The 17,289-nt window shown below is 71.9% G+C and carries 18 protein-coding genes and 3 tRNA genes; 7 read left to right on the forward strand and 14 right to left on the reverse strand.

From position 1 onward, the window contains the following. Positions 1-7: 7 nt before the first annotated feature. Positions 8-1,129 (reverse strand): D-alanine--D-alanine ligase family protein, encoded by a 1,122-nt coding sequence (locus tag IEQ44_RS01815; protein ID WP_193636689.1) that lies wholly within the window; start codon positions 1,127-1,129, stop codon positions 8-10. Between the two features lie 33 nt (positions 1,130-1,162). Between IEQ44_RS01815 and IEQ44_RS01820 the strand changes: the two genes are divergently transcribed. Then, positions 1,163-2,281 (forward strand): trans-sulfuration enzyme family protein, encoded by a 1,119-nt coding sequence (locus IEQ44_RS01820; RefSeq protein WP_193636690.1) that lies wholly within the window; start codon positions 1,163-1,165, stop codon positions 2,279-2,281. Positions 2,282-2,321: 40 nt separating this feature from the next. On the opposite strand, the gene IEQ44_RS01825 is transcribed toward IEQ44_RS01820, so the two are convergent. From IEQ44_RS01825 to leuC, 4 genes are all read right to left on the reverse strand, one after another. Then, positions 2,322-3,323 (reverse strand): NAD(P)H-dependent glycerol-3-phosphate dehydrogenase, encoded by a 1,002-nt coding sequence (locus IEQ44_RS01825; protein ID WP_193636691.1) that lies wholly within the window; start codon positions 3,321-3,323, stop codon positions 2,322-2,324. Continuing rightward, positions 3,320-4,141 carry a lysophospholipid acyltransferase family protein gene (locus IEQ44_RS01830; RefSeq protein ID WP_319804425.1) on the reverse strand — a complete coding sequence of 274 codons (822 nt, stop codon included), beginning with the start codon at positions 4,139-4,141 and terminating at the stop codon, positions 3,320-3,322. The genes IEQ44_RS01825 and IEQ44_RS01830 overlap by 4 nt, the downstream gene beginning before the upstream one ends. Positions 4,142-4,203: 62 nt before the next feature. After that, positions 4,204-4,791, reverse strand: a complete 588-nt coding sequence (gene leuD / locus IEQ44_RS01835; RefSeq protein ID WP_193636692.1) for a 3-isopropylmalate dehydratase small subunit — start codon at positions 4,789-4,791, stop codon at positions 4,204-4,206. A gap of 13 nt (positions 4,792-4,804) precedes the next feature. Next, the gene (gene leuC / locus IEQ44_RS01840) at positions 4,805-6,217 is read right to left on the reverse strand and encodes a 3-isopropylmalate dehydratase large subunit (RefSeq protein ID WP_193636693.1); all 1,413 of its coding nucleotides are present in this window, start codon (positions 6,215-6,217) and stop codon (positions 4,805-4,807) included. Positions 6,218-6,308: 91 nt separating this feature from the next. Here leuC and IEQ44_RS01845 point away from each other — a divergent pair, with 91 nt between their 5' ends. Further along, on the forward strand, positions 6,309-7,031 hold the full coding sequence (locus IEQ44_RS01845) for an IclR family transcriptional regulator (RefSeq protein ID WP_110238898.1): 723 nt from the start codon (positions 6,309-6,311) through the stop codon (positions 7,029-7,031). Positions 7,032-7,052: 21 nt separating this feature from the next. Here the strand turns inward: IEQ44_RS01845 and IEQ44_RS01850 are convergent, their stop codons facing one another. From IEQ44_RS01850 to IEQ44_RS01885, 8 genes are all read right to left on the reverse strand, one after another. Beyond that, positions 7,053-7,550 (reverse strand): methylated-DNA--[protein]-cysteine S-methyltransferase, encoded by a 498-nt coding sequence (locus tag IEQ44_RS01850; protein ID WP_319804426.1) that lies wholly within the window; start codon positions 7,548-7,550, stop codon positions 7,053-7,055. Then, the gene (locus IEQ44_RS01855) at positions 7,550-9,091 is read right to left on the reverse strand and encodes an AlkA N-terminal domain-containing protein (protein ID WP_193636694.1); all 1,542 of its coding nucleotides are present in this window, start codon (positions 9,089-9,091) and stop codon (positions 7,550-7,552) included. Before IEQ44_RS01855 ends, IEQ44_RS01850 begins: the two co-directional genes overlap by 1 nt. Before the next feature lie 149 nt (positions 9,092-9,240). Then, positions 9,241-9,313: transfer RNA gene (locus tag IEQ44_RS01860), tRNA-Glu, on the reverse strand. A gap of 162 nt (positions 9,314-9,475) precedes the next feature. Beyond that, positions 9,476-9,548 (reverse strand) — tRNA-Glu (locus tag IEQ44_RS01865). A 30-nt stretch (positions 9,549-9,578) separates the two neighbouring features. Further along, a tRNA-Gln gene (locus IEQ44_RS01870) sits at positions 9,579-9,650 on the reverse strand. 7 nt (positions 9,651-9,657) lie between these two features. Beyond that, positions 9,658-10,650 (reverse strand): CPBP family intramembrane glutamic endopeptidase, encoded by a 993-nt coding sequence (locus IEQ44_RS01875; protein ID WP_319804427.1) that lies wholly within the window; start codon positions 10,648-10,650, stop codon positions 9,658-9,660. Between the two features lie 3 nt (positions 10,651-10,653). Beyond that, positions 10,654-12,123, reverse strand: coding sequence for a glutamate--tRNA ligase (gene gltX / locus IEQ44_RS01880; RefSeq protein WP_193636695.1), 1,470 nt, complete (start codon positions 12,121-12,123; stop codon positions 10,654-10,656). Next, entirely contained in the window at positions 12,123-12,932 is an 810-nt protein-coding gene (locus IEQ44_RS01885) for a fumarylacetoacetate hydrolase family protein (RefSeq protein ID WP_193636696.1), read from the reverse strand. Before IEQ44_RS01885 ends, gltX begins: the two co-directional genes overlap by 1 nt. A 79-nt stretch (positions 12,933-13,011) precedes the next feature. Between IEQ44_RS01885 and IEQ44_RS01890 the strand changes: the two genes are divergently transcribed. Beyond that, on the forward strand, positions 13,012-13,914 hold the full coding sequence (locus IEQ44_RS01890; protein ID WP_193636697.1) for a 3-methyladenine DNA glycosylase: 903 nt from the start codon (positions 13,012-13,014) through the stop codon (positions 13,912-13,914). Continuing rightward, positions 13,911-14,528, forward strand: coding sequence for a 2'-5' RNA ligase family protein (locus IEQ44_RS01895; protein ID WP_193636698.1), 618 nt, complete (start codon positions 13,911-13,913; stop codon positions 14,526-14,528). Before IEQ44_RS01890 ends, IEQ44_RS01895 begins: the two co-directional genes overlap by 4 nt. Here IEQ44_RS01895 and IEQ44_RS01900 read toward each other — a convergent pair. Continuing rightward, on the reverse strand, positions 14,511-15,086 hold the full coding sequence (locus IEQ44_RS01900; protein WP_193636699.1) for a TetR/AcrR family transcriptional regulator C-terminal domain-containing protein: 576 nt from the start codon (positions 15,084-15,086) through the stop codon (positions 14,511-14,513). The two genes, IEQ44_RS01895 and IEQ44_RS01900, sit on opposite strands and share 18 nt — an antisense overlap. A 175-nt stretch (positions 15,087-15,261) precedes the next feature. Here IEQ44_RS01900 and IEQ44_RS01905 point away from each other — a divergent pair, with 175 nt between their 5' ends. Genes IEQ44_RS01905 through IEQ44_RS01915 form a run of 3 tightly spaced genes read left to right on the forward strand, consistent with a single transcriptional unit; the run spans position 15,262 to position 17,182 of the window. Then, positions 15,262-15,879 (forward strand): biotin transporter BioY, encoded by a 618-nt coding sequence (locus IEQ44_RS01905; protein ID WP_193636700.1) that lies wholly within the window; start codon positions 15,262-15,264, stop codon positions 15,877-15,879. Next, a complete protein-coding gene (locus IEQ44_RS01910; RefSeq protein WP_193636701.1) occupies positions 15,876-16,568 on the forward strand; it encodes an energy-coupling factor ABC transporter ATP-binding protein in 693 nt (230 codons plus the stop codon). The genes IEQ44_RS01905 and IEQ44_RS01910 overlap by 4 nt, the downstream gene beginning before the upstream one ends. Further along, positions 16,565-17,182 (forward strand): energy-coupling factor transporter transmembrane component T family protein, encoded by a 618-nt coding sequence (locus IEQ44_RS01915; protein ID WP_227486664.1) that lies wholly within the window; start codon positions 16,565-16,567, stop codon positions 17,180-17,182. Before IEQ44_RS01910 ends, IEQ44_RS01915 begins: the two co-directional genes overlap by 4 nt. The last annotated feature ends 107 nt before the right edge of the window (positions 17,183-17,289 follow it).

Raw genomic sequence — 17,289 nt, forward strand, 5'->3', positions numbered from 1 at the left:
CTCGGACTCAGCGCAGCCCGGTGTCGCGCTGCAGCGCGAGCTGGATGAGCCGGTCGACGAGCTCGCCGTAGGAGACGCCTGCGGCGGCCCACATCTGCGGATACATCGAGAGCGGGGTGAAGCCCGGCATCGTGTTCAGCTCGTTGACCACCAGGGAGTGGTCGGGCATCACGAAGAAGTCGACCCGGGCCAGCCCCTCACCCGAGACCGCCTCGAAGACCTGGGCGGCGAGCGAGCGCATCCGGGCCGCGACCTCGTCGGGCAGCACCGCGGGGATGTCGAGCTCGGTGTGCTCGGCGGGGCGGTACTTCGCCTCGAAGTCATACCACTCGTGGTCGCCGCTGATCCGGATCTCGGCCGGCTGCGAGGTCAGGACCTCGCCCTCCAGCGACTCCAGCACCCCGCACTCGACCTCGCGGGCGCCGACGGCCGCGGCCTCGACGAGGATCTTGGGGTCCTCGGCCTGGGCCAGCGCGATCGCCGCGTCGAGCTCACTCGCGTCGTGGACCTTGGAGATGCCGATGCTGGATCCACCACGGGCCGGCTTGACGAACAACGGGTAGCCGAGCGCCTCGATCTCAGCCCGGCACTGCGCGGGCTCGCGGGCCCAGCGGCGGGTGGTGACGACCACGCCCGGCATCACCGGGATGCCGGCCGCCTCCAGCACGACCTTCATGTAGGCCTTGTCCATGCTGATCGCCGAGGCGAGCACACCGGCGCCGACGTAGCGCACGCCGGCCATCTCGAGCATCCCCTGGATGGTGCCGTCCTCGCCCCACGGACCGTGCAGCACCGGGAAGACCACGTCGACCTCGCCCAGCGTCACCGGCGGCCGGTGCGGCTCGGTGACCGCCAGGGCCGCGTGTCCCTCCTCGCGCAGCAGCGACACGGCCGGCCGCTCCCCGTCCACGGCGGGCAGCTCCCCGCCCGTCAGCCGCAGCCGGGCGGTGTCGTCGGACTCGAGCACCCACCGTCCGTCGCGGGCGATCCCGACCGGCACCACGTCGTAGGTGTCGCGGTCGATGGCGTCCATCACCGCGCCCGCCGTCACGCACGAGATGGCGTGCTCGGAGGAGCGTCCGCCGAAGACGACGGCGACGCGGGGCTTGCGGCTGAGAGGTGCGTTCATCGCCCCGCACCCTATCGGCCTACGCTCTTGGCCATGGCACCTGACATCCCCGAGGACCCGTCCGCCGCCACCCCCGGCCCCGCCCCTGGCCCCGTGCTGCGCCCGCACACCCTCGCGGTGACGCTGGGACGACCGGCGAAGGAGCCGGACGCACCCCTCAACGCGCCGATCACCATGGCCTCGACGTACGTGGCCGGGGGCGACGTCGAGTACGGCCGCTACGGCAACCCCACCTGGACCGCGCTCGAGGAGGCCATCGGTGGTCTGGAGGGCGGACGGTGCCTCACCTTCGCCTCCGGACTGGCGGCCGTCGCCACCGTGCTCGACCTCGTCGGCACCGGCGGCAAGGTCGTGGCGCCGCGCCACGCGTACAACGGCACGGTCATGCAGCTGGCCGACCTCGAGTCGCGGGGCCGGCTCGTCTGCGAGCTGGTCGACATCACCGACACCGAGGCCGTGGTCGCCGCGTGCCAGGACGCCGTGCTGGTCTGGCTCGAGTCGCCGACCAACCCGGCGCTCGAGGTCGCCGACATCGCGACGATCCGTGCGGCGGCCCACGAGGCCGGCGCCTACGTGGTGGTCGACAACACCTTCGCCACTCCCCTGCTGCAGCGTCCCCTCGAGCTCGACGTGGACATCGTGGTGCACTCCGCCACCAAGTACCTCGCCGGGCACAGCGACGTGCTGATGGGCGCGCTGGTCACCCGCGACGACGAGCTCCACCGGGTGCTGAAGGGCCGGCGTGAGCTCATCGGTGCGGTGCCCGGCGCCTTCGAGGCGTGGTTGACGCTGCGAGGGTTGCGTACGCTCGGGCTCCGGGTCGAGCGCGCGCAGGCCAACGCCACCGAGCTCGCCCGCCGCCTCTCCGAGCACCCGGCCGTCGCCGAGGTCCGCTACCCCGGCTTCGGCGGCATCATCTCCGCGGTGCTCGCCGAGGGGGCGATGGCCGCCGACCTGCTGACCCGCAAGACCAAGCTGTGGGTGCACGCCACGTCACTGGGCGGGGTGGAGTCGACCTTCGAGCGTCGGCGTCGCTGGAAGGTGGAGCCGGCCACGATCCCCGACGGCCTGGTGCGGATGTCGGTCGGCATCGAGGACGTCGAGGACCTCTGGGACGACCTCGTCCGGGCGCTCGACGACCTGGTCCTCTGACCCCCGACGCCCCGACCCCCGGGCCGGGGCCACTCGACGTTCAGTCGGTCTCGGCCTTGGTGTCGCGGGCGATGAAGGCCTGGATCATGTCCTGGGCGGTGATCTTGCCGGCGACCACCAGGTCGACAGCGGTCGCGATCGGGGCGTCGACGCCGTGCTTCTCGGCCAGGGCCCGCAGCGACGAGCAGGACTTGGCGCCCTCGGCCACCTGACGGGTGGAGGCGTAGATCTCCTCGGTGGTCATGCCCTGCCCGATCTTCTCGCCGAAGGTCCGGTTGCGCGACAACGGCGAGGAGCAGGTCGCGACCAGGTCCCCCAGACCGGCCAGCCCCATCAGCGTCAGGGGGTTCGCGCCGAGGGCGACCGCGAGACGGGCCGTCTCGGCCAACCCACGGGTGATCACCGAGGCGGTCGTGTTGTCGCCGAAACCCAACCCGACCGCCATGCCGACCGCGAGCGCCACGACGTTCTTGTAGGCGCCCCCCAGCTCGCAGCCCACGACGTCGGTGGAGGTGTAGGGCCGGAAGGCAGGTCCGTGGCACATGTCCTGCAGCCACTTCGCGACGCTCTCGTCGGCGCAGGCGACCACCGAGGCGGCCGGCTCGCGCCGGGCGATCTCCTTGGCCAGGTTGGGGCCGCTGATCACCGCGATCCGCTCGGGGCCCGCGCCGGTGACCTCCGCGATGACCTCGCTCATCCGCTCGAGCGTGCCGAGTTCGACGCCCTTCATCAGGCTGACCATCACGGCCTTCTCCGGCACGTGCTCGGCCCACTGGCCGAGGTTCTCGCGGAAGGTCTGCGACGGCGTGGCGAAGACGACCACCTCGGCCCCGGCCATGGCGGCCGCGACGTCGCTGGTGGCGGAGATGGTGGCGGGCAGCTCGATCCCCGGCAGGTAGTCGGGGTTCTCGTGGGAGGTGGTGATCGCCTGGGCCAGCTCCTCGCGGCGGGCCCACAGGGTCACCTCGTTGCCGGCGTCAGCGAGCACGATCGCGAAGGCCGTCCCCCAGGAGCCGGCCCCGATCACTGCCACCTTGTTCATCTCGCGTCGCCCTTCTTCCTGCTCGTACGCCCCAGGCGCGCCCTGCGCCTGCGCGGGTTGCCGATCTGCTGGATCCCGCGGTCACGGGGGTCGAAGCGCTCGGCCGGCGCCTCAGCCTGCCGCAACTCCTCGAGGAGGGCCACCAGGGCGGCCATGATCCGGTCGGTCGCCTGCTGGATCACCTGCGGGGTGACCTCCTGCTCCAGGAGGTCGGCGAGGTCGACCGGCTCCCCGACCCGCAGCGTCACCCGGCCCCGGGGCCACAGCCGCGGGAACCGGGCGTACGGCCCGAGGGTGTCCTGGGCGCCCCAGTGCGCGACGGGGATCACCGGCGCGCCCGTCTCCAGGGCGATGCGTGCAGCCCCCGACTTGCCTCGCATGGGCCACAGGTCCGGGTCGCGCGTGAGGGTGCCCTCCGGGTAGACGGCCAGGCACTCCCCTGCCCTGACCGCGTCGACCGCGGCCCCGTACGCGTCCTGGGCGTGGGTGGTGAGCCGGGCCACGGGGATCTGCTTGGCGTTGCGCAGCACCGCTCCGAAGAAGGGGGGCCGGAACAACGCCTCCTTGACCAGGTAGCGCGGGATGCGTCCGCGCGACCACAGCAGGTCTCCGGTCATCAGCGGGTCGAGGTAGGAGAGGTGGTTGAACACCACGATGCAGCCGCCCGACGCCGGCAGACGGTGCGCGTCGAGCCACGTGCGGGCGCTGAGCGCGCGCACCGGCGGCAGGAGCAGGGTCGTGCCGACCCAGAAGCCCCAACCCGGCTTCTGGGCGACGAGACGCCTCCACGCCACCTTCGTCGAGCTCCGCTGCACCACGCAGCAGAGGCTACTCCGTGGGTGACCTGCGCCACTCGCAGGGATCGTGGCGCGCCGCAGGCTCAGAGCGTCGCGGGCTTCCAGGACGGTCGCGACGCCTCGTGGGCGAGGATCTCCGCCTCGTGACCCAGCGTGATGCCGATGTCGTCGAGGCCCTCGAGGAAGCGCCACCGGGTGTAGTCGTCGATCTGGAAGGGGGCCGACCAGTCGCCGGCCCGCAGCTCGCGCGCCTCCAGGTCGACGGTGACCTCGAGGCCCACGTGGGCGTCGAGCAGGTCCCACAGGGCGATGACCTCGGCCTCGGCGACCTCGACCGCGAGCAGACCCGACTTGCCGGCGTTGGAGCGGAAGATGTCGCCGAAGCGCGGCGAGACGACGACCTTGAAGCCGAAGTCCTGCAGCGCCCAGACGGCGTGCTCACGCGACGAGCCGGTGCCGAAGTTGGGGCCGGCCACCAGCACGGTCGAGGCCGTGTAGGGCTCCTGGGCGAGCACGAACCCGGGGTCCTGGAAGAGGCCGAAGAAGAGGCCGTCCTCGAAGCCCGTGCGCGTGATCCGTTTCAGGAAGTCGCTCGGGATGATCATGTCGGTGTCGACGTCGCTGCGGCGCAGCGGAGCGGCCACGCCGGTGTGGGTGGTGAACTTCTCCATCTCAGTGCTCCGTTCAGGCCAGGACCGACGCCAGGTCGGCCGGGGAGGAGAGGGTGCCGCGCACGGCGGTGGCGGCGGCCACGGGCACCGAGACCAGGTGCGTACGCACCCCGTCACCCTGTCGACCCTCGAAGTTGCGGTTGGAGGTCGAGGCAGTACGCACCGGACCGTCCAGCTTGTCGTCGTTCATGCCCAGGCACATGGAGCAGCCCGCGCCGCGCCACTGGGCGCCGGCGGCAATGAACACCTCGTGCAGGCCCTCGGCCTCGGCCTCCAGGCGTACGCGTGCCGAGCCGGGCACCACGATCATGGTGACGCCGTCGGCGACCCGGTGCCCCTTGAGCACCTCGGCGGCGGCGCGCAGGTCGTCGAGGCGTCCGTTGGTGCAGGAGCCGATGAAGACGTGGTCGACCGGGATCTCCTTGAGCGTCTCGCCACCGGCCAGACCCATGTAGGCGAGGGCGTTCTCCGCGGCGGTGCGCTCGATCTGGTCGTCGAAGTCGGCCGGGCGCGGCACGGTGCCGCCCAGCGGGGCGCCCTGACCGGGGTTGGTGCCCCAGGTGACCCAGGGGGTGACCTCGGAGGCGTCGATGACGATCTCCTTGTCGAAGACCGCGTCCTCGTCGGTGTAGTAGGTCTTCCAGTGCTCCAGGGCGGCGTCCCAGTCGGCGCCACGGGGAGCGTGCGGCTTGCCCTTCAGGAACTCGAAGGTGGTCTCGTCGGGAGCGACGAGGCCGGCCTTGGCGCCCCACTCGATGGACATGTTGCAGACCGTCATGCGGCCCTCCATCGAGAGCTTGCGGATGGCCTCGCCGCGGTACTCCACGATGTAGCCCATGCCGGCGCCGGTGCCCACCTGGGTGATCAGGTAGAGAATCAGGTCCTTGGCGGTGACGCCCTCGGCGAGCTCGCCGGTGACGGTGACCGCACAGGTCTTGGGGCGGCTGGAGGAGAGCGTCTGGGTGGCCAGCACGTGCTCGACCTCGGAGGTGCCGATGCCGTGGGCGATCGCGCCGAAAGCGCCGTGGGTGGCGGTGTGGGAGTCGCCGCAGACGATCGTCATGCCCGGCTGGGTCAGGCCCAGCTGTGGTCCGACGACGTGGACGATGCCCTGCTCGACGTCACCCAGCGGGTGCAGCCGGATGCCGAACTCCTCGCAGTTGGCGCGCAGCGCGTTGATCTGGGCCCGGGAGACCGGGTCCTTGATCGGCTTGTCCCAGTTGAGGGTCGGGACGTTGTGGTCCTCGGTGGCCAGGGTGAGGTCGGGACGGCGTACCGTACGTCCGGCAAGGCGCAGGCCGTCGAAGGCCTGCGGGCTGGTCACCTCGTGGATGAGGTGGAGGTCGATGTACAGGAGGTCGGGTTCTCCGTCTGCACTGCGGACGACGTGCTCGTCCCACACCTTCTCGGCCAGGGTTTTGCCCACGACCTGCTCCTCTCTCGGCGAAACGGTCCGGGTCAGGACCATTTGCAATCTACCCCTTGCATCCCAGCAAGTGAGACGGCAGTATTGCCATATGGACAACTCTAGCGGAGTCGGGGTTCTCGACAAAGCCGCCCTCGTGCTCGCTGCCCTGGAGGCCGGACCGGCCACCCTGGCCGGCCTCGTGGCCGGCACCGGGCTGGCGCGCCCCACTGCCCACCGTCTTGCCGTGGCCCTCGAGCACCACCGGCTGGTGGCGCGCGACATGCAGGGACGTTTCGTGCTCGGCCCCCGCCTGGCCGAGCTGTCCGCGGCCGCCGGCGAGGACCGCCTGCTCGCCGCCGCGGGCCCCGTGCTCGCGCGCCTGCGCGACATCACCGGCGAGTCCGCCCAGCTGTGGCGTCGTCAGGGCGAGCACCGCGTCTGCGTCGCAGCGGCCGAGCGTCCCAGCGGGCTGCGCGACACCATCCCGGTGGGCTCCCAGCTGACCATGCGCGCCGGCTCCGCGGCCCAGGTGCTGCTCGCGTGGGAGGACCCCGAGCGCATGCACCGCGGCCTGCAGAACGCCGCGTTCTCCGCCACCGCCCTCTCCGGCATCCGGCGTCGCGGGTGGGCGCAGAGCGTCGGCGAGCGCGAGCAGGGCGTCGCGTCGGTCTCCGCCCCGGTCCGCTCCCCCGGCGGGAAGATCATCGCCGCGGTCTCCGTCTCCGGCCCGCTCGAGCGTCTCTCGCGCCAGCCTGGTCGCATGCACGCACCCGCGGTGCTCGCCGCCGCCGAGCGGTTGAGCGAGTCGCTGCGCCGCGCGGCCGCCGACTGACGTCGCTAGCCACGCCCGCGCTCAGAACAGCAGGTCCTCCTCCGACCGTTCCAGGTCGAGGAGGACCTGTTTGCGTTCCAGTCCCCCCGCGTAGCCGGTGAGGGAGCCGTCGGCTCCCACGATCCGGTGGCAGGGCACGACGACCGGGATCGGGTTGCGGCCGTTGGCCGACCCCACCGCGCGGGAGGCGCCCCGTGGCTGGCCCAGCGCGGCCGCGATCTCGGCGTAGGTCGCGGTGCGGCCGTAGGGCACCTCGCGCAGCGCCGCCCAGACCCGGTGCTGGTAGTCGGTGCCGCGCGGCGCCAACGGGAGGTCGAAGTCGGTCAGCTCCCCGGCGAAGTAGGCCCGCAGCTGGCGAGCCGCCTCCACGAGCAGGGGCGCCTCGTCGTTGCGCTCCCCCACCTGGGCCTCCTCGTCGAACGGTGAGAACTCGATCGCCGTGACTCCCTCGCCACCCCCGACGACCCGCAGCGGGCCGATCGGGCTCTCGACCACGGTCCAGACCTTCATGGGTGCCATCATCGCTCCTCGTTCACGGGGTGGTCGTCGGTGTCGTGCAGGCTGCGCCAGACCAGGTGCTGGGCGTAGGAGCGCCACGGTCGCCAGCTCTCGACCACGCCGGCGACGTCGCCGGCGCCGACTCCCCAGCGGCCGAACGCAGCACGGGTGCCGCTGTCGGCGAGGAGGAGCCGATCGGGGTCGCCCAGCGCGCGCATCGCCACGTAGTCGGCCGTCCAGGGGCCGATGCCGGGCAGGGCGAGCAGGGCGGCGTGCGCAGCCTGACGGTCGGCGCCCCGGTCGAGCACGAGGTCACCCGCGGCCACGGCAGCACAGAGTGCAGCCAGGGCCCGCACCCGCGAGCCGGGCACCGGGAGGTCGCCGGCGACGAGCGCGGCCACGGCCTCGGGTCGGGGGAAGAGTCGGTCGAGCCCCGCGATGCCGGTGGCGACCCGCGGCCCGTGGTCCGCGACGAGGCGACCGGCGAGCCCGCGCGCGGCGGCGAGAGTGACCTGTTGCCCGAGCACGGCGCGCACGGCCACCTCATGGCCGTCCACGTGGCCCGGCACCCGTAGCCCCGGGTGGCGCGCTGCCGTGGAGCCGAGCAAGGGATCGGCCTCCAGAGCGGCGGCGACGGCGACCGGGTCGCAGTCCGCGTCGACCAGGCGACGTACGCGCTCGGCCGCGGCGCCGAGGTCGCGCAGGTCGGTCAGGGCGAAGCTGGCGTGCACGTGGGCCCGGACGCCCACAGCCTGTTCCTGCGGCAGTCGGAGCACCACGGTGCCGGGGCCGTGCGGCAGGTCGAGGGTGCGGGCGTACGTGCCCTCCCGCACCACCTCGACGCCGGGCACGGCCCGCGCCTCGAGGTGCGCGAGCAGGCACGCTCCGTCGTACGGCGTGCGCACCGGCAGGCGTACGTCCACCCGTCCAGCCGGGAGCCCGTCGCCGGTGCCTCCCGGCTCCCGGGGGGTGGGTCGGCGGGCCGCCCGCCGAGCCCGCATGGCGGTCGGGGTGAGCGCGTAGACCTCGCGCACGGTGTCGTTGAACTGCCGCACGCTCGCGAAGCCGGCGGCGAAGGCGACGTCCGCGAACGCGAGGTCGGTCTCCTCCACCAGCGTCCGGGCCTGCTGCGCCCGGCGGGCCCGGGCCAGCGCCAGGGGGCCCGCCCCCAGCTCCTCGCGCAGCAACCGGGTGAGGTGGCGCGGCGAGTAGCCCAGCCTGGCCGCGAGCCCGGTGACGCCCTCGCGCTCCACGACGCCGTCGGAGACCAGGCGCATTGCGCGACCGGCCACGTCGGCAACGACGTCCCACCCCGGCGCGCCGGGGGTCGCGTCCGGCGCGCACCGCTTGCAGGCGCGGAACCCTGCCGCCTGGGCGGAGGCGGCCGTGGGGTGGAAGGAGACGCGATCGGCTCCCGGGGTGCGCGCGGGGCAGGACGGACGGCAGTAGATGCCGGTGGTGTGCACCGCGGTGAGGAAGACGCCGTCGAAACGTCGGTCCCGGCTGGCGACGGCGCGGTAGCAGCTCTCGGGGTCGAGCTGGGGCCAGACCGTGGTCGTCATGACACCAGTGTGCGCCCCCCGGGGCACCTCGGCTGGCGGGATTCGGACACGGCAGCACTCAGTCGAACGAGCGCGGTGTCGGGCAAGCACGGGGTCAAGCGTGGGGAACGACGAAGGGCCCGGCCGTGTGGCCGGACCCTTCGACTCTGTACCCCGGATGGGATTTGAACCCACGCTACCGCCGTGAGAGGGCGACGTCCTAGGCCGCTAGACGACCGGGGCATCATCTCCAGCACCGAGCGGCGCTTTCGACGGGGAAAACAGTAACACCCACGGGCCGGGCTCTCCCAACCGGGGCCCGCGAGGCGTACGTCACGCAGGCCCCACCCGACAGCCCCGCACATGACAGAAGGGCCCGGTCGATGACCGGACCCTTCGGATCTGTACCCCGGATGGGATTTGAACCCACGCTACCGCCGTGAGAGGGCGACGTCCTAGGCCGCTAGACGACCGGGGCAGGAGTCCACGAGCTGGGCTCGGAACTTCGCTGGGATACTAGGACTCGAACCTAGAACGACTGAACCAGAATCAGCTGTGTTGCCAATTACACCATATCCCAAGGTGCTTCAGGCGCTGGGCGCCCGACCTGAAGAACCATACACGGGCACCTGAGGCGGCGACAAAACGGCCCCCCAGACGGCGTTGGCCAGGCCCATCCGCCGCGCTGCCCACCACGCTAGGGCGAGGTAGACCAGCGACTGGGTCAGCGTGCTCGGCAGTGTCCACCACGTGCCCGCCGTGGGGTTCAGGGCCGAGGTCATGTCGGTGAAGGCGATGGCCATCCCGAAGGCCAGCAGGTTGTTGAGCACATGCATCGCGATCGCGGCCTCCAACCCACCGGTGACCAGCACCAGCACGCCGGCCACCACCCCGAAGGCGAGTCGGTCGAAGAAGATCGGCGGGTCCTGCGCCCCGTGGGCCAGGGCGAAGAGGAACGCCGGCACCAGCACGGCGACGCTACGCGCGACCCACCGACGGGTGAAGAGTCCGCCGCACGCCTGGGTGAGGTAGCCGCGGAAGAAGTACTCCTCCCCCGCCGCCTGGAAGGGCACCAGGAACACCACGATGAGTAGGTAGGCCGCCGTGGTCCGGGTGAAGTCGTTGAGCCCCAGGTCGTCGGTCGGCATGGCCTCCTGCGGCGTCAACGCGCCCACCGCCAGCGTGGCGCCGAGGGCCACCACCGAGAGCCCGACGCACACCAGCGTGTAGGTCCAGCGCATGCGCCCGAAGACGGAGGTGACCCACCCCAGGCGCAGCCCGTGCAGTGGGCGGCTGACCACCCAGACCGCTGGGATCAGGCTGATCAGGGTCACCATCAGGTAGGCGAGCGCCCAGGGGGTGACCTCACCACCGACGATGCCGTCCACCAGCTCGTCGGGCTGCCGCCCCATGAGGACCGCGACCACCATGAAGACGAACATCCAGGCGATCGGCACCACACCGAAGCCGAGGAGCGCCACCAGCAGCATGCCGACGAGCGGCTTCCAGACGCGGTAGTTCCGGGCCCGGTGGAGCTGGTGGTACTCGAGTGGGTGCTCCTGCAGCGCGAGGTCGCCCACGGGTCAGCCGGCGTGCAACGCGTGGTGGAGCCGAGCCATGGTGCGCTCACGCCCCAGCAGCTCGATCGACTCGAAGAGCGGCGGCGACACCTTGCGACCACTGACCGCGATGCGCACCGGACCGAACGCCTTGCGGGGCTTGAGTCCGAGCTTCTCGATCAGCGCGTCACGCAGGGCCTCCTCGATGGCGGCGGTCGACCAGGTCTCCAGCTGCGACAGCGCGGCGTAGGAGGCCTGGACGACTTCCTTGCCCGCCTCGTCGATGGTGTCGACGAGCGCGAAGTCGGCGTCGTCGACGAAGAGGAACCCGAGCAGCTCGGGCGCCTCGGTCAGCTTGTTCATGCGCTCGGCCACCAACGGCATCGCCAGCTCCAGCATCCGGGCGTCCGCGTCGTTGACGGGGTCGGTGACCACGCCGGCGGCCTTGAGGAACGGGATGACCCGGTAGGTCAGGTCGTCCAGGGTCAGCATGCGCATGTGGTCGGCGTTGATGGCCGAGGCCTTCTTGGCGTCGAACCGGGCCGGGTTGGGCTGCACGTCGGCGAGGTCGAAGGCCTCCACCATCTCGGCCAGCGTGAAGACGTCGCGGTCGGCGGCGATCGACCATCCGAGCAACGCCAGGTAGTTGAGCAGGCCCTCGGGCACGTAGCCCTGGTCGCGGTAAGCCAGCAGGTGGGCCTCGGGGTCACGCTTCGAGAGTTTCTTGTTGCCCTCGCCCATGACGTAGGGCAGGTGGCCGAACTCGGGCGTGAAGTCGGCGACGCCGATCGCCTTGAGTCCCTCGAAGAGGGCGATCTGGCGCGGAGTGGAGGAGAGCAGGTCCTCACCGCGCAGGACGTGGCTGATCTTCATGGTGGCGTCGTCGACCGGAGCGGTGAGCGTGTAGAGCGGGTCACCGTTGGCGCGGGCCAGGGCGAAGTCGGGCACGAACTCGGTCTGGAAGGTGATGTCGCCGCGCACCAGGTCGGTGAAGGTGATCTCGCCGTCCGGCATCCGGAAGCGGACGACGCTGCTGCGGCCCTCGGCCTCGAAGGCGGCGCGCTGGTCGTCGGTGAGGTCGCGGCAGAAGCCGTCGTAGCCCATCACCTTCGAGCCGGACGCCTTGCGGCGCGCGGTCACCTCGTCCGTCGTGCAGAAGCAGTCGTAGGTCCAGGACGACTCACGGAGCCTGGCGAGGACGTCCGTGTAGATCTCGGTGCGCTCGGACTGGCGGTAGGGACCGTAGGGCCCACCGACCACGACGCCCTCGTCCCAGTCGAGGCCGAGCCACTGCATGACCTCGATGAGGGACTGGTAGGACTCCTCGGTGTTGCGCTCCTTGTCGGTGTCCTCGATGCGGAAGACGAAGGTGCCGCCGTGGTGGCGGGCGAAGGCCCAGTTGAAGAGGGCCGTGCGAGCCAGACCGACGTGCGGGCTGCCGGTGGGGCTGGGCGCCATGCGCACGCGGACCGGGCGAGGGGTCGGGGAGTTCATCAGCGCTGGGCCACCTTGTTCGTGAGGGTTCCGAGACCGGCGATCGAGACCTCGACCTCGTCACCGACCTGCATGCGGCCGACACCCTCGGGGGTGCCGGTGAGGATGACGTCGCCGGGCAGCAGCGTCATCACCGAGGAGATGTGGGCGACGAGCGTCGGCACGTCGAAGACCATGTCGGCGGTGGTGCCGTCCTGCACCAGGTCGCCGTTGAGGTGGGTCTGGATGCGGAGGCCGTCGGCGAAGGTCTGCGGGTCGAGGTCGGTCTCGATCCAGGGGCCCAGGGGGCAGAAGGAGTCGAAGGACTTCGCCCGGGTGAACTGCACGTCGCGGGCCTGCAGGTCGCGAGCGGTGACGTCGTTGGCGATGGTGTAGCCGTGGATCACGTCGGTGGCCTGCTCCGCGGGGACGTCGCGGCACATCCGGCCGATCACGACCGCCAGCTCGCCCTCGTAGTGCACGTCCTGCGACTGCGGGGGGTGGAAGATCCGGTCGCCGGGGCCCACCACGGAGGTGTTCGGCTTCATGAAGAGCATCGGCTCGGCGGGCAGGTCGTGGCCGAGCTCGGCCGCGTGCGCGGCGTAGTTGCGCCCCACCCCGATCACCTTGCTGCGCGGCAGCACCGGGGCCAGCAGCCGCACGTCGCCGACGGCGTACTCCTGCTCGAGCAGCTTGAGGCCGACGTAGAGCGGGTCGCCGGCCAGAGCCACGATCCGCGCCTCCTCGTCGGGCTGCCCGAACTGGTCGAGCTCGCCGGTGAGGACGCCGTACATGGGTTCTTCGCCTGTGGTGAATCTTGCGATGCGCACGCTTGAACACTATCCGCCTGCACCCACGCGGGGCCGCGCCGGTTGGGAGTGCCGGCGAGCGCTGGTTACCGTGAGCCCCGTGCACACGCTCGTCCCCGCGCAGTGGCAGGCGCGCGCCGCGGCGCACGAGGCCCGCCTCGCGCCCTTCCTCGACGCGCACCTCGCTCGGCGTACGGCCCGGGTGAAGCACCCGGTGCACGACTTCCTCTTCGTCTACTACTCCCACAAGCCGGCCGCGCTGCGGCGCTGGCACCCGGGCTTCGGCACGGCCCTGGTCGACGCGGAGGCCTACGCCGGCCTCAAGGGCTACGAGGTCACCGACGGAGTCGCGGCGGTGACACCGGCGTACGTCGCCACGCAACGCGTGCTGCTCACCACCCTGCAGCGCCTGCTGCGCGCCACCCTGGGCCGCGCGGGTCACTTCGGCTGCTTCGGGCTGCACGAGTGGGCGATGGTCTACCGCCTCGAGCAGGGCGAGACGCGGCACTCGTCGTGGCCGCTGCGCCTGGGCGGCGAGGCGACCGACCGGGTGGTCGAGTCGCACCGCATCACCTGCTCCCACTTCGACGCCTTCCGCTTCTTCACGCCCCCGGCACGCGGGCTCAACACGCTCACTCCCGGGCGCGACGACCGCGCCGACTTCGAGCAGCCCGGCTGCCTGCACGCGTCGATGGACCTCTACAAGCACGCCTTCCGGCTCAGCCCGATGATCGGCTCGGACCTGGTGGCCGACTGCTTCGAGCTGGCCCGCGAGATCCGCATCCTCGACATGCGGGCGGCGCCCTACGACCTCACCGGACTGTGGCTCGACGACGAGGAGTTCACCCCGGTGCGGGTGGAGACGGCCGAGGGCAAGGCGGAGTACGCCGCCCTCCAGCGCGAGTTCGCCGAGCGGGCCGCACCGCTGCGTCGTCGGTTGCTGGCCGAGGTCGACCGTCTGCTGGCCGTGGTGCCCGCCGACGGCGTGGCGACGCCGGCATGAGTGGTGGGCACGGCGCGGACGGTGCCGAGCCGGGTCGGCGCCAGGGCCACCACTCGGGCCACCACCCGGGCCACAGCGTCCTCCAGGTGCCGGTCCCGGCGATAGAGGCGTGGGTCCGGGCGAGGACGGAGCACTACGACACCGACTACCTCTCCCCCGACCCCGACTTCGTGCACGCCCACGTCACGGCTCTGGGCCCCTTCGTCGACGCGCTCGACGAGGCGACCGAGCGTCAGGTCGCCGCGATCGCGGCCCGGGTGGCACCCTTCGACTTCCGACTCGCTCGTCTCGGCACCTTCACCACCGGGATCGTGCACCTGGTGCCGGAGCCGGCCGAGGGATTCGACCGCCTGACCGCGCTGCTGATGGAGGCCTTTCCCCAGTTCCCGCCCTACGGCGGCGAGTTCCCGCCGGCGCCGCACCTCACCCTCGACCTCGTGCACGACGACGTCACCCAGGACTCCACGCACGCCCTCGTGGCGCACCTGCTGCCGGTGGTCTCGCGCGCGGAGTTCCTCGACCTGGCCTGGTACGAGGCGGGACGCTGCCGGTTGCTGCGACGCTGGCCGCTCGGGACGCGGCGGGCGTCGGACGTCTCAGACCGGGCGCAGTGACCGGGCCCTGATCCCGTCGACGACCAACGCCAGGGAGTCGGCGAAGGCGCTCGCGGGCGGGCCGTCCTGGGGACCGGCGTCGATGGCACCGGCGCTGCTGGCCTGGAGGTGGGTCTGCTCGGCGGTCGCGTGGCCGACCACGAGGTGGAAGACCGCGTCGGCCGCGGCCGCCCGCCACCGGGCGTCCAGACCACTGTCCTCCAGCGGTGCCGCCACATGGTCGTGGGCCTGCCGGGCCCCCAGACCGAAGGCGTGCACGGTCGCGACGAGCTCGGCCCCGTCGCGCCAGGCGAGGAGCGCGTCGCGCAGCTGCGTCGCGGCGGCGGTCAGGCGTACGTGCCACTCGCCCTCGCCCGCCCGAGCCGCCGGCAGGCTGCGCACCAGCAGGGCGTCGGCGACGGCGGCCAGCAGGGTCTGCTTGTTGGCGAAGTGGTGGTAGAGCGCACTCGGCCGCACGTCGAGCTCGGCGGCGAGACGTCGCATCGTGAGGTCGGCCAGGCCGTACGCGTCGAGCACGGCGACGGCGCGCTCGACGACATCGTGACGGTGATGACGCACAGGACCTCCTGAGATGCGGATCACAGTGCCGGGCGGCACTGAACCGATTGACGCGAATCTGCGCGCCATCCTAACCTGAACGCCGTTCACCTGATCACTGTTCAGGTCACCGCCGGCCCCTTCTTCCGCCGGGTTCATCCGCGTGGCCCGTCGGCCCCGAGAGCAAGGACTCCCCATGGACACCCGCAGCAACTCGCTGCGCGACCTCGCGCTGATCGTCATCTTCGCCGCGATCATCGCCGTCTGCGCCATCCTGCCCGCCATCAAGACCGGCGGCCTGGTCCCGATCACCCTGCAGACCTTCGGCGTCCTCCTCGCCGGCGCGGTGCTGGGCCCGAAGCGGGGCTTCCTCGCGGTGGCGCTCTACCTGCTGGTCGGTGCCGTCGGCCTGCCGGTCTTCTCCGGTGGCGGCGCAGGTCCCGGCGTCCTGGTCGGACCCACGTCGGGCTACCTCCTCGGCTTCCCGCTCGCGGCCGCTCTCTGCGGCTTCCTCGTCTCGTTGGTCCGCACCTCGCGTCCCGCCCTGCACGTCGCCCTCGTCTTCGCCGCCGGCCTGAGCAGCTCCGCGGTCTTCATCCACACCCTCGGCATGACCGGCCTCGTGCTGCGCGCCGACTACTCCTGGGCAGCCGCCTGGGCCACCGACGTCATCTTCTGGCCCGGCGACGTGATCAAGAACGTCGTGATGGCCTTCGTCGCCGTCTCGGTGCACCGCGCCTTCCCGGACCTGCGTCCCACCCGCCGCACCCCGGCCGCTGCGCCTCCGCAGGAGCGCGAGACCATCGACGCGTGAGCACCCTGCGCCTCGACCGAGTGGTCGTCACGGCCCCGACGGTCGAGGGTGAGATCACGATCCTGCGCGAGACGAGCCTGACGCTCACCGAGCAGCGCATCGCCCTGGTCGGGCCCAACGGGTCGGGCAAGTCGACCCTGGCCCGCCTGCTCAACGGACTCGTGAGTCCCGCGAGCGGGCGGGTCACGCTCGACGACCTCGACGTCGCGACCGACGGACGCGAGGTGCGGCGCCGGGTGGGCTTCATGTTCACCGATCCCTCCTCCCAGCTCATCATGCCGACGGTCGTCGAGGACGTGATGCTCTCGCTGCGACGGACGCACCGCTCCGCCCGCGAGCGCCGAGAGGCCGCGATGGGCGTGCTGGCGACGTACGGGCTCCAGGGGCTCGCCGACCGCAGCGTGCACGCACTCTCCGGTGGCCAGCGCCAGCTCCTGGCGCTGGCCGGCGTGCTCGCCTGCGAGCCGGAGGTGGTCGTGGCCGACGAGCCCACCACGTTGCTCGACCTCGCCAACGCGCGCCGGGTGGGCGACCTGCTCATGTCGCTGCCGCAGCAGGTCGTCGTCTGCACCCACGACCTCGACCTGGCCGAACGGTGCGACCGAGCGCTGTGGATCGAGGACGGGGCCGTGCGCCACGACGGACCGGCCGCCGCGACGGTGGCCGCCTACCGCGCGAGCGTGGGATGAGCACGGGCGCCGACCTGCTGCTGGGGTCGTACGTCCCGGGCCGTTCCTGGCTGCACCGGCTGCCCGCGGGCGCGAAGATGCTGGCCCTGATGCTCCTGAGCACGGCACTGGTCCTGCTGCGTGGCCCGTCGCCCGGCCTCGTCGGCGTCGCGGTGGCGACGGTGCTGCTTGGGGTGGCCGGTGTGTCGGTGGGCCGTACGTGGCGCGCCCTGCGCGGACTGCTGCTCGCCGTCGTGCTGATCTCCGCGTGGAACCTGCTGCAGGGCAACTACGCGCGGGCCGCCGAGCAGGCTGGCGACCTGGTGGCGATGGTGCTGCTGGCCACCGTGCTGACCTCCAGCACCCGCGTCGACGACCTGGTCGCCGTGATCGTCCGCTGCCTCGAGCCCTTCCGGCGCTTCGGCGCCTCTCCCGAGAAGGTGGCGCTCGCCTTCAGCCTGGTGCTGCGCACCGTGCCGATCCTGCTGACCCTGGCCCGCGAGACCCGGGAGGCCGCCCGCGCGCGCGGCCTCGAACGTTCACCCCGCGCCTGGCTCACCCCCTTCGTCATCCGCTCGGTCGCCCATGCCCGCGACACCGGCGACGCCCTGCACGCCCGCGGCCTCGGGGACTGACGTACCAACCACAATGGTCGTGAATCGCCGGGCGGGTTCTAGGTAGTCACGCAACACCTCGAGGTTCGAGGAGTTGTTGTCGATGGCGTATTCGTTCGAGGTACGTG

Source organism: Nocardioides malaquae (assembly GCF_015070385.1).
Classification (GTDB): Bacteria; Actinomycetota; Actinomycetes; order Propionibacteriales; family Nocardioidaceae; genus Nocardioides; species Nocardioides malaquae.

Excerpts from the sequence above, each read along its gene's own strand:
- IEQ44_RS01915 (WP_227486664.1), top strand. The coding sequence starts at position 16,565 with ATGAGCACGGGCGCCGACCTGCTGCTGGGGTCGTACGTCCCGGGCCGT.
- IEQ44_RS01820 (WP_193636690.1), top strand. The coding sequence starts at position 1,163 with ATGGCACCTGACATCCCCGAGGACCCGTCCGCCGCCACCCCCGGCCCC.
- gltX (WP_193636695.1), bottom strand. The coding sequence starts at position 12,123 with ATGAACTCCCCGACCCCTCGCCCGGTCCGCGTGCGCATGGCGCCCAGC.
- leuD (WP_193636692.1), bottom strand. The coding sequence starts at position 4,791 with ATGGAGAAGTTCACCACCCACACCGGCGTGGCCGCTCCGCTGCGCCGC.
- IEQ44_RS01845 (WP_110238898.1), top strand. The coding sequence starts at position 6,309 with ATGGACAACTCTAGCGGAGTCGGGGTTCTCGACAAAGCCGCCCTCGTG.
- IEQ44_RS01895 (WP_193636698.1), top strand. The coding sequence starts at position 13,911 with ATGAGTGGTGGGCACGGCGCGGACGGTGCCGAGCCGGGTCGGCGCCAG.
- IEQ44_RS01850 (WP_319804426.1), bottom strand. The coding sequence starts at position 7,550 with ATGGCACCCATGAAGGTCTGGACCGTGGTCGAGAGCCCGATCGGCCCG.
- IEQ44_RS01905 (WP_193636700.1), top strand. The coding sequence starts at position 15,262 with ATGGACACCCGCAGCAACTCGCTGCGCGACCTCGCGCTGATCGTCATC.
- IEQ44_RS01855 (WP_193636694.1), bottom strand. The coding sequence starts at position 9,091 with ATGACGACCACGGTCTGGCCCCAGCTCGACCCCGAGAGCTGCTACCGC.
- IEQ44_RS01825 (WP_193636691.1), bottom strand. The coding sequence starts at position 3,323 with ATGAACAAGGTGGCAGTGATCGGGGCCGGCTCCTGGGGGACGGCCTTC.
- IEQ44_RS01815 (WP_193636689.1), bottom strand. The coding sequence starts at position 1,129 with ATGAACGCACCTCTCAGCCGCAAGCCCCGCGTCGCCGTCGTCTTCGGC.